Source organism: Solidesulfovibrio sp. C21 (assembly GCF_047785625.1).
GTDB lineage: Bacteria > Desulfobacterota > Desulfovibrionia > Desulfovibrionales > Desulfovibrionaceae > Solidesulfovibrio.
In genome coordinates this window covers 1-3,571 of the sequence record NZ_JBLODY010000147.1, presented here as the reverse complement: position 1 = coordinate 3,571, position 3,571 = coordinate 1, and the positions used below count along the sequence as shown (strand labels likewise).

The following is a 3,571-nucleotide window of genomic DNA, read 5'->3' as shown; positions in this document are numbered from 1 at the left end:
TTTTCCAAAAAAGGGGTTCCCGCCCCCCCCAGCTCCTCCTTCTCCCCTCCCAAAAGGACCTCCCATGCCTGACAACAACATCACAATATGGCCGGCGGAGTTCGGGGCCCAGGCAGCGGTTTGGCTGGCCTGGCCGGGCAATGTGACGGACTGGCCGGGCAAGTTCGCCCCCATTGCCTGGGTGTATGGCGAGATGGTCCGCAAGATCACGGGGGTGGGCCAGAAGGTGCGCCTGCTCGTGCGTGACGGCGCGCAGGAAATGAAGGCGCGGCGGGTGCTGCGCGACGTGGGCGCGGCCATGGAACTGGTGGAGTTCAGAACCGCGCCCATGGACCGGGGCTGGACCCGGGATTTCATGCCGTTTTTCGTGTACCGGGGCGGTCGGGTGGCCGCGGTGGACTTCGGCTTTACCGGCTGGGCCAAGTATCCGGATTATGCAAAGGACAGTGCCGTGGGCAAGCGGGTGTGCGGCGAACTGGGCCTGGAGGTGGTCGTGCCCGAACGCGACGGCCGGCGGGTGGTGCTCGAAGGCGGCGCCATGGACGGCAACGGCGCGGGCGACGTGCTAACCACCGAGGAATGCCTGCTCGACGCGACGAAGCAGGTGCGCAATCCGGGTTTCGCGCGGGCAGATTACGAGGCGGTCTTTGCCGAGTACCTCGGCACGCGAAACGTCATCTGGCTGGGGCGCGGCATTGCCGGGGACGACACCCACGGCCATGTGGACGACCTGTGTCGGTTCGTTTCCCGCGACACGGTGGTGCTGTGCCGGGAGGACGACCTGGCCGACGCCAATCACCGGCCCCTGGCCGAAAACCGCGAACGGCTCTCCGGCGCGCGCCTGGCCGACGGCGGCAGGCTCACCGTCATCGATCTGCCCATGCCGCGTCCCCTTGTTTTCCGAGGCCAGCGGCTCCCGGCCAGCTACGCCAATTTCCTGATCACGCCGCGCGTGGTGCTGGTGCCCACCTTCAACGACGCGCACGACCGGCTGGCGCTGGGCATCCTGGCCGAGGCCTTCGCGGACCGCGAGGTGGTCGGCATCAGCGCCGTGGACTTGGTCTGGGGGCTTGGAGCGGTGCATTGCCTGACCCACGAGGAGCCGGCGGGAGCCTGATGCGGCGGCGAGGAGTCGTTTCCGGGCGCGGGCGGGTGAAGCCCGGGCTTATTGCAAAGCCGGCGCGAGGTTCCTAGGAAGCGGCCAAAAGGCAGCCCAAGGCCGTCATCACTGTGGCGATATTGGAAAAATCGCCCACGAACATGCGCCCGGTGGCCCCGAGCGCCAGGGCGGGCACGGCCAGGACCGGAGGCGGCTGCGACTTGGACGACCATTTTTCCACATCCACCACTTCCAGCCGGAACCGGCCGGGCTGGAGCCTGTCGCACCAATCGCGCAACGCCGCTTCCAACCGGCTGTTTCCCGACGTTTTTCCGGCAAGGTATAAAATAAGACTCTCAGGCATGATCCCTCCCCACGAATAACAGCGTCGCGGGCACGACGTGGGCGGTTACTCGGCTCAAATTTTATACTAAATTAGGATAAAATTTCCGTCAATGGCATCTCCGGAAAAAGAGCGGGCCACAAACGGCCCGTTCAGCAATTCCGGTTTGTTGTAGCGGAATTCCCCGCCGTCCGGTGCGGTCAGCACGCCCCCCGCCCCCACAAGCACGGCATGGCCGGCGGCGGTGTCCCACTCCCAGGTCGGGGTCAGGCGCGGATACAGGTGGCCGGCCCCTTCGGCCAGGGCGGCGAACTTGAGCGCGCTGCCCCGGCTGACCAGCCGCACGTCGGGAAAGCGTCGCAGATAGGCGGCCGTCGCGGCATCGGTATGGGACCGGCTGGCCAGGGCGAGAAGCGGCTGGCCGGGGACCGGGGCCACGGCGCGGATGGGCACAGCGTCTCCCCCGGCCACGCGACGGGTGGCCGGGATGCCCGGGCCGCCGCAGTAGAGCGTGTCGGTAACCGGCGCATGGATGACGCCGTACACGGGCCGCCCCGCCTCGATAAGCGCGATGAGCACGCAAAATTCGTCGTTTCGCCGGATGAATTCCTTGGTGCCGTCCAGGGGGTCGACCAGAAAAAACCGCTTGTAGCGTCGCCGCGTCTCGTACGGCGCGACCTTCGTCTCCTCGCACACCACGGACACGTCCGGGTACACCTGGGCCAGGGCGTCCAGGATGATGGCGCTCGAACGCGTATCGGCGGTCGTCACGGGCGAATGGTCGGCTTTTTCCGCAACGGAAAAACCGCTGTGGTAGATTTCCAGCACGGCGTGCCCGGCCAGCCGGGCGATGCCGCCGATGGCGGACAGATCGAGATCGCGCATGCCTGCTCCCTTTCCGTTGTCTGGGCCGCTACCTATGAAGTGAGGGGGCGGCTGTCAATGCCCCGCTCTGTTGCATTTCCGGTGCCGCGCGGCTATGAACAGGCAGTTATGCCATGTCCAAGCGGGGGGTCTGTCGTGAGCGAAGCGGTACGGGTTCTTCTGGTCGACGATGAGGACATCTACGTGGACACGCTGCGCAAACGCCTGGCCAGACGCGGCCTGACGGTGCTCACGGCGGGAAGCGGCGAGCAGGCGCTGTCCATTCTAAACGAAAACGAAGTGGATGTGGTGCTGCTCGACGTCAAAATGCCCGGCATGGACGGCATGGAAACGCTTTCCCGCATCAAGCAGGCCCATCCCCGGGTGGAAGTCATCATGCTGACCGGGCACGCCAATGTGGACGTGGCCATCCGGGGTATGGAGCAGGGCGCGTTCGACTACCTGATGAAGCCGGCCGAAATGGACGACCTGTATTACAAAATCCAGGACGCCTACCAGAAGATACAGCTCGCGGACAAGGCGTAAGGCGACATACGGCCATGGACGACGCTCCAGCCCGCCGTACGGTGCTCATCGTCGAGGACGATCCGCTGTCGGCCCGCGTGGTCGAAAAAATCCTGGATCGCCTGGGCTACGGCGTGTGCGCCGTGATCGAGACCGGCGAGGAAGCCGTCGCCGGAGCCGAGGCCCATGCCCCGGACGTGGTGCTCATGGACATCAACCTGGCCGGGACCATGGACGGGGTGACGGCGGCCAGGGCCATCATCGAATCCCTGGGCGCGCCGGTCATCTTCCTCACGGCGGCCGTGGACCGCGAGATCATGGACCGCGTGGCCGCGACAGGCGCCGCCGGCTACATCCAAAAGCCCGTCAAGCTGCTCGACCTCAAGGCCAACCTGGAAATGGCCATCACCCGCCGACAGCGTGAGCGCCCCTGCCCCACCGACGCGGCGGCCCAGCTCTATCGCCGGCTGCTCGAAGCCGTGGGGCACGCCTTCGGCCGCCCCTTCGCCGTGGTCGATCCCGACGGCCGGGTCTTGTTCGCCCATCCAGACGGCCGCCTGGCCGGAGAACTTTTCGCCGAGGCTTTCCCCGGACAGCCGCCGGCCCCCACCGAAACGGACACGCCCTGCCCCGACGCCTCGGGCCGGCCGCTGGGCTGGGTCCGGTTGTTGGGGAGCGAGTAGGAGAAGGAACCGGGGGAGGGAACCCTTTTTTGCAAAAAAGGGTTCCCTCCCCCGGAC

5 protein-coding genes are annotated in these 3,571 nt (G+C 66.4%); 3 read left to right on the top strand and 2 right to left on the bottom strand.

Annotation, left to right across the window (positions count from 1 at the left end; all coding sequences use genetic code 11):
* Positions 1 to 64 precede the first annotated feature (64 nt).
* Entirely contained in the window at positions 65 to 1,117 is a 1,053-nt protein-coding gene (locus tag ACMZ6R_RS20290) for an agmatine deiminase family protein (protein WP_416114770.1), read from the top strand.
* A 73-nt stretch (positions 1,118 to 1,190) separates the two neighbouring features.
* Here the strand turns inward: ACMZ6R_RS20290 and ACMZ6R_RS20285 are convergent, their stop codons facing one another.
* Together ACMZ6R_RS20285 and cysQ are read right to left on the bottom strand one after the other, a co-directional pair.
* Positions 1,191 to 1,463, bottom strand: coding sequence for a circadian clock protein KaiB (locus tag ACMZ6R_RS20285; RefSeq protein ID WP_416114769.1), 273 nt, complete (start codon positions 1,461 to 1,463; stop codon positions 1,191 to 1,193).
* A 66-nt stretch (positions 1,464 to 1,529) separates the two neighbouring features.
* Complete coding sequence (gene cysQ, locus ACMZ6R_RS20280) at positions 1,530 to 2,327, bottom strand: 3'(2'),5'-bisphosphate nucleotidase CysQ (RefSeq protein ID WP_416114768.1); 798 nt, start codon at positions 2,325 to 2,327, stop codon at positions 1,530 to 1,532.
* Between the two features lie 135 nt (positions 2,328 to 2,462).
* Here cysQ and ACMZ6R_RS20275 point away from each other — a divergent pair, with 135 nt between their 5' ends.
* Both ACMZ6R_RS20275 and ACMZ6R_RS20270 read left to right on the top strand, forming a co-directional pair.
* On the top strand, positions 2,463 to 2,852 hold the full coding sequence (locus ACMZ6R_RS20275; protein ID WP_416114767.1) for a response regulator: 390 nt from the start codon (positions 2,463 to 2,465) through the stop codon (positions 2,850 to 2,852).
* A gap of 14 nt (positions 2,853 to 2,866) precedes the next feature.
* The gene (locus ACMZ6R_RS20270; RefSeq protein WP_416114766.1) at positions 2,867 to 3,514 is read left to right on the top strand and encodes a response regulator; all 648 of its coding nucleotides are present in this window, start codon (positions 2,867 to 2,869) and stop codon (positions 3,512 to 3,514) included.
* Positions 3,515 to 3,571: the final 57 nt, after the last annotated feature.